The 6,433-nt window shown below is 58.5% G+C and carries 5 protein-coding genes; 1 reads left to right on the top strand and 4 read right to left on the bottom strand.

Going from position 1 to position 6,433, the window contains the following annotated elements; translation table 11 throughout:
* Positions 1–186: 186 nt before the first annotated feature.
* The 4 genes from hemG to pepQ are packed head-to-tail and all read right to left on the bottom strand — an operon-like array spanning position 187 to position 4,154.
* Complete coding sequence (gene hemG / locus AAHA39_RS18155) at positions 187–711, bottom strand: menaquinone-dependent protoporphyrinogen IX dehydrogenase (RefSeq protein WP_043850526.1); 525 nt, start codon at positions 709–711, stop codon at positions 187–189.
* 7 nt (positions 712–718) lie between these two features.
* Positions 719–2,176: a TrkH family potassium uptake protein gene (locus tag AAHA39_RS18150; RefSeq protein WP_201968475.1), complete on the bottom strand. Its 1,458-nt coding sequence runs from the start codon at positions 2,174–2,176 to the stop codon at positions 719–721.
* Between the two features lie 38 nt (positions 2,177–2,214).
* On the bottom strand, positions 2,215–2,832 hold the full coding sequence (locus AAHA39_RS18145; RefSeq protein WP_320656942.1) for an IMPACT family protein: 618 nt from the start codon (positions 2,830–2,832) through the stop codon (positions 2,215–2,217).
* Positions 2,832–4,154 carry a Xaa-Pro dipeptidase gene (pepQ, locus tag AAHA39_RS18140; protein ID WP_201968477.1) on the bottom strand — a complete coding sequence of 441 codons (1,323 nt, stop codon included), beginning with the start codon at positions 4,152–4,154 and terminating at the stop codon, positions 2,832–2,834. Before pepQ ends, AAHA39_RS18145 begins: the two co-directional genes overlap by 1 nt.
* A 191-nt stretch (positions 4,155–4,345) precedes the next feature.
* Here pepQ and AAHA39_RS18135 point away from each other — a divergent pair, with 191 nt between their 5' ends.
* On the top strand, positions 4,346–6,283 hold the full coding sequence (locus AAHA39_RS18135; protein WP_320656943.1) for an acetoacetate--CoA ligase: 1,938 nt from the start codon (positions 4,346–4,348) through the stop codon (positions 6,281–6,283).
* The last annotated feature ends 150 nt before the right edge of the window (positions 6,284–6,433 follow it).

Raw genomic sequence — 6,433 nt, 5'->3', positions numbered from 1 at the left:
TCAGGTTGGCGTGTTCCGCCGTGCTGGTAGGGGCGCATTATAGGGAGCCGCGCCGGGATGACAAGAGGAAAATTGCAAAAAATGGCATTTTTTACTGATTTTCGCTTCAACCGTTGTTTTATTAAACAAAAGCCCCGCATCGGCGGGGCTCTATGGGGCAATAAACCCTATATTCACATCGAATTGCTATCTTTTTGACCAGAATTCGCGTGCAAAGGTGCGCACCTTTTCCCAATCAGTAAATTCGAGGTCTTTACTGGTATCGGTACTACCACCAGTAATCTTCATAATCAGCTGGATGATGCGGGTCTGCCACCAGTTATAGCGAGAGTACTGCAGCGCACCGGCAAACACCCCCAGGTTTTTCGGCTTCCAGGGCGAGAGGCGCAGAAACTTCTTCATATAGGCATTGGTTTGCGGTGTCTGCTTCTCGGGCTTGCGAGCGGTTAGGTTGACGCAGAAGAAGGCGGCATTGGCCACTTCCAGCTGCTCATGGTGGGCATGAATAAAACTGAGCAGGCTGGGGTGGAAGTTGCCATAGCGGATAGAGGCGCCGATCAACACCTTCTTGTACTTGCTGAGATTGCACTTGGGCAGGGTATGCAGATCGTGCATCACCACTTCGCATCCCGGCATCTCCTCCAGCATGACATCGATGATTTTGCGGGTTTGACCGTCCCGAGAGGAATAAAGCACCAGAATCTTGTCCATAACAACCTCAACTACGCCAGAATGCAGGGGTAAACAGTACCAGAAGCGTAAAAATTTCCAATCGGCCAAACAACATGGCCAACACCAGCACCCATTGTGCAGCGGGTGAAATATTCCCGAAGTTGGCAGAGACCTCTCCCAGACCCGGGCCTACGTTGGTAAAAGCAGCCGCCACGGCGGTGAATGCGGTCACTTCGTTCAATCCCGTCATCAGCAACAGCAACATGAATATAAAGAAGAGGATGATATAGGTAGCGAAGTAGCCCCACACCGCCTCAACGATGCGCTCGGGCACAGCCCGCTTCCCCAGCTTCAGGGTATAGATAGCTCTGGGGTGAACCAACCGTTTCAGTTCACGCATCCCTTGCATGAAGAGGATCATGAAGCGCATCACCTTGATGCCGCCGCCGGTACTGCCCGCACAACAGCCAATAAAGGCGGAGAACATCAGCAGCATGGGCAGGAAAGAGGGCCAGTCGGCATATGTAGTGGTGCTATAGCCGGTGGTAGTGCCCAGAGAGACCGCCTGGAACAGACCGTGATTGAGCGCTTCTTGCCAGGTGGCGTAGTGCCCGTGGGTCAGCAGGGCGATAAAGCAGATCATCACCAAGGTCAGCTGGATAGCCAGAAAGACCTTGAGCTCCGCGTCATACAGGTAGCGCCCGAGCCGAACCGGACGATGGGAAAAGACAGTAAAGTGGAGCGCAAAGTTCACGCTGGCCAACAGTAGGAACACCACGGTAATCAGGTTGATGACCGGACTGTTGAAAAAACCGATGCTGGCATCGTGGGTAGAGAAACCACCGACCGACAGGGTCGAAAACGAATGGCACACCGCATCGAACAGCGTCATCCCGGCCAGCCAGTAGGCCAGTGCACAGAGCGCGGTCAGCAGCAGGTAGATGAACCAGAGCGCCTTGGCCGTTTCGGCGATACGCGGTGTCACTTTGGTATCTTTGACCGGGCCCGGGATCTCCGCCCGATAGAGCTGCATGCCCCCGATACCCAGCAGCGGCAGCACGGCGACCGCCAGCACGATGATCCCCATCCCCCCCAGCCACTGCAGCAGCTGACGGTAGAACAGGAACGCCTTGGGCAGATTGTCCAGCCCGGTCAGTACGGTGGCGCCGGTGGTGGTCAGGCCGGAGAAAGATTCAAAGAATGCCTCGGAAACCGACATATGCGGGGCATCGCTCAGAATAAAGGGCACAGCCCCCACGCTACCCAGTACCACCCAGAACAGCACCACAATGAGGAAACCCTCTTTCGCTCTAAGCTCCTTCTTGTGATAACGGTTGGGAAACCAGAGCGCGACCCCGAGCAGCAGGGCCATGAGGAAAGATTTGATGAACTCGGCGCCGCCACCATCCCGATAACCAAACGCAACCAGCGCTGGCAGCAGCATGGTCGAGCTGAACAGCGCAACCAGCAGGCCAACGATGCGAGTAATGCTCAGGGTGTGCATTCCGGCTCCTACTTCAAAACGATAAAGAGCGATGGATTCTAGCCATCTAAAGGCTGAAGGGATACCCGCCCATGGGTTCTGTCGGTCAATTCGCGGTCAACCCGCTCCCAGACTGCAGACTCCCACGCCACCTGCAGGGTGACCTGCTGGCCGTAATCGGCAGCCAGCAGTTCGCCGTTGTGACTGCTGATCAGTGACTCGACCACGCCCATGTCGCCATAGTCACACTGAATGGAGGAAGGAGTGCGCGGCACTTTGAGTTCGGTCACCAGCTGCTTGAGGGCTGCCCCCACGCCGCCGCCATAGGCTTTGACCAGTCCACCGGTGCCAAGCTGGATACCACCGTAGTAGCGCACCACCACGGCGCAGATTTCACCGAACCCCGACCCCATCAACTGGGCCAAGATCGGCTTGCCCGCAGTACCGGAGGGTTCGCCATCATCACTGAAGCCATAGACCTGACTATCTTGCGGTGCGCCCGCCACAAAGGCCCAGCAGTGATGGCGAGCGGTCGGATGTTGACGCTTGATTTCGTTGATCCACCCCTTGGCCGCCTCGACGGTCGGGGTGTGGGCAATCAGGGTAATGAAACGACTCTTCTTGATCTCTTCGCTGAGCTCCAATGGAGCGGCCGGAATGGAGTACGCTGCCGCCATCAGAGCCCTGCTTGTCTGGTCATGTTCTCCACCCCATTGGAGTGCAGCACGATGTTGTCCTCAATGCGGATGCCGCCGAACGGACGCAGCGCCTCCACCTTGTTCCAGTTGACTCGCTTGCCCTGTTCGCCCTGACGCAGCGGCTCCAGCAGGCTGTCGATGAAGTAGAGACCGGGCTCGATAGTGAACACCTGACCCACCTCCATCACCCGGGTGCAGCGCAGATAGGGGAACTGCTCGGGAGCCGCCAGATGGGTGCCGCGCTCATCCTGCATGAAACCACCCGCATCGTGCACCTGCAGGCCGAGGAAGTGGCCGAGACCATGGGGGAAGAAGACGTTGGTCACCCCGGTGTGGATCATCTCGTCCACCGACATATCCACCAGCTCGGTCGCTTGCAGCAGGCGCGCCAGCTTGTGGTGCATCTGCAGATGCAGCTCGTTGTAGCGACGACCCGGTTTGATCTCGCCGATGATCTCCTGCTGCTGCGCATCCAGCGCCGCGATGAGATCGGCAAACTCGCCACGCCGCCACGCCCAGGTACGGGTGATATCTGAGGCATAGCCGTGGAAATCGACGCCCGCATCGATCAGGAAGGAGTAACGCTCCGCATCAGGCACCCGCACGGCCGAAAGATGGGTGTAGTGCAGGATGGCCGCATTGCGGTTGATGGCAACAATATTGCCGTAGGGCGCCTCATTAGCCCCCTGCCCGACCGCCTTCATGTAGGCCAGATTGATTTCGAACTCGCTCGCCCCTGCCATAAAAGAGTCCTTGGCCGCGATATGACCACGGACACCGATGCGGTTCGCCTCGCGCAGACACTCCAGCTCGTAGGGGGTCTTGTAGGCACGATGATAGTGCAGGTAGTTGAGCACCGCCTCCGGATTGGGCTGGGTCAGACCCAGCAGCTCGGCCACTTCCAGATGACCACCCAGATAGGCCCACTCCTGCTTGTTGGGGGGTAGATGATCGGCCACCTGCTCCGGTCTGCTCAGGAAACGGATATCGAAGAACTCGACCCAGAAGGCATTGGGCAGATCCGCCACCTTGTGCCAGAAATCGACCGGACGATAGAACAGCAGGATTGGTTTGTTCACCCCGTCCACCAGCAGCCAGCAGTGGGGATTGTCCAGCACCGGCAACCAGGCCTTGAAGTGCGGGTTTACCTTGAACGGGTAATCCTGATCATCGAGGAAGATGCGGTGGGTCTGGCCGGAGTGGATGGCCAGCCCGCCAAGTCCCTGTTGCTGCAGGATATCGCGGGTGCGTTGCTGCAAAGTATCGAGATGCTGGGCAAAAAGTTGGCTGTAGCTGCTCATGGCGTCCTGCTCCGAGGTGAATGTGATTGCAGCATAACATCAAGCGCTTGGCGGCTCGACCCGTCAAGCTGCCGCTTCGTGAGGTAACGCATACGTTACAAACGTGTTTGTTATCAACAGAGAACCAGTCGTTAACAAATCAAAAACAATTCAATACACTGCCGGTAGATACATGAAGTCAGGGATTACTCATGGACAACCTCTGCCTGTGGCAACCGGATCCGCTCAGGATGCAGCAATCCAACCTCTACCGCTTTATGGCAGAGGTGAACCGCTTCCACGGCCTGCAACTGCAGGACTATCCGCAGCTGTGGCAATGGTCGGTGGAAAAGACCACCCGCTTCTGGCCGCTGGTGTGGCAGCACTGCGGCGTCAAGGGCGAACTCGGCAACATAGTGGCGGAGAATCGTCAGGATATGCAGCGCACCCGCTGGTTCCCCGACAGCCGCCTCAACTTCGCCGAAAACCTGCTGCGCCGCCAGGACGAGAGCCCGGCCATCATCTCCCGCATCGAAGGGAGCCCAAGCCACACCCTGAGCTGGCGTGAGCTTGGGGAACAGGTTGCCCGGCTGGCTCAATGGCTGCGCAATCAGGGGATTGGTCGTGGCGATGTGGTTGCCGCCTATCTGCCCAATATCCCGGAAACCGTGGTAGCCATGCTGGCAACCACCAGTCTGGGGGCGATCTGGACCTCCACCAGCCCCGACTTTGGCGAGGCCAGCGTGGTAGAGCGCTTCGGCCAGACACGGCCGCGAGTGCTGTTTGCGGTGGATGGCTATCGCTACAACGGCAAGGCCATTGATATTCAGGACAAAGTGGCAGGGGTCGTCAACCAGATCGACAGCATAAAGCAGACGGTGATGATCTCCCTGCTCGGCAACCCGCTGCAGCTTGGTCACGACTGGCAGCAACTGCTAGCAAGTCAACCGGACGCCGGCCTCCAGTTCGAGCCGATGGCTTTCAATGACCCGCTCTACATCCTCTACTCCTCCGGCACCACCGGCAAACCCAAGTGTATCGTGCACGGCATCGGCGGCACCCTGCTGCAACATCTGAAAGAGCACCAGCTGCACTGCGACATCAAGCCCGGGGAGCGCATCTTCTACTTCACCACCTGTGGCTGGATGATGTGGAACTGGCTGGTAAGCGCCCTCGCCTCCGGCGCCACTCTGGTGCTCTATGACGGCTCGCCCTTCTACCCGGACGGCAACGTGCTGTGGGATCTCGCCCGCGACGAGCAGGTCGCCCTGTTCGGCACCTCGGCCAAGTATCTCGATGCTCTGCACAAACAGGGTTATGCCCCCATCAACAGCCACGACTTGCCGCACTTGCGGCTGATCTGCAGCACCGGCTCTGTGCTGTCGCCGGAAGGATTCGACTACGTCTACCAGCAGATAAAGCAGGATGTGCAGCTCAGCTCCATCTCAGGCGGCACCGACATCTGCTCCTGCTTCGTCATCGGCAACCCGCTCAGCCCGGTCTATCGCGGCGAGAGTCAGGGGCGCGGCCTCGGTCTCGCGGTGCAGGTATTCAACGAAGCGGGCCAGCCGGTGCAGGGAGAGAAAGGCGAGCTGGTCTGCACCAAGCCGTTCCCGGCCCAGCCCATCTACTTCTGGGGCGACGAGAATGGCGACAAGTACCACGCCGCCTACTTCGAGCGGTTCGACAACATCTGGTGTCACGGCGACTGGATCGAGCTGACCCCGACCGGCGGCATTCTGTTCTACGGCCGCTCCGACGCCACCCTCAACCCGGGCGGCGTGCGCATCGGCACCAGCGAGATTTACCGCTATGTCGAGCAACTGAACGAGGTGGAGGAGAGCATCGTCATCGGCCAGCAGTGGCAGCAGGACGAGCGGGTGGTGCTGTTCGTCAAGCTCAAGGCGGGCTGCAAGCTGGACGAGCCGCTGCGCGAGCGCATTCGCCAGCAAATAAAGCAACATTGCACCGCCCGCCACGTGCCCGCCCGCATCCTGCAGGTGGATGCCATCCCACGTACCAAGTCCGGCAAGATCGTCGAACTGGCGGTGCGGGAAGTGGTACACAACCGGCCGGTCAACAATACCCATGCCCTCGCCGATCCCGAGGTGCTGAACCAGTATCGCAACCGGCCGGAACTGGCCAGTTGATAACAAACTCACATCTATCCGAGGCGCCGCAAGGCGCCTCTCTTTTGCCCGTTTTGTGATGAGGAGCTTTTACTCGACAACTGTTAAACAAATGTTTTAAATAGGTGTTGAAAATGTCTCCTTTTGGATCAATAGTGAGCCTCGCCCCCT

The organism is Aeromonas sp. SE22 (genome assembly GCF_038739755.1).
Taxonomy (GTDB): Bacteria; Pseudomonadota; Gammaproteobacteria; order Enterobacterales; family Aeromonadaceae; genus Aeromonas; species Aeromonas jandaei.
This window is presented reverse-complemented; position numbering and strand designations above follow the sequence as displayed.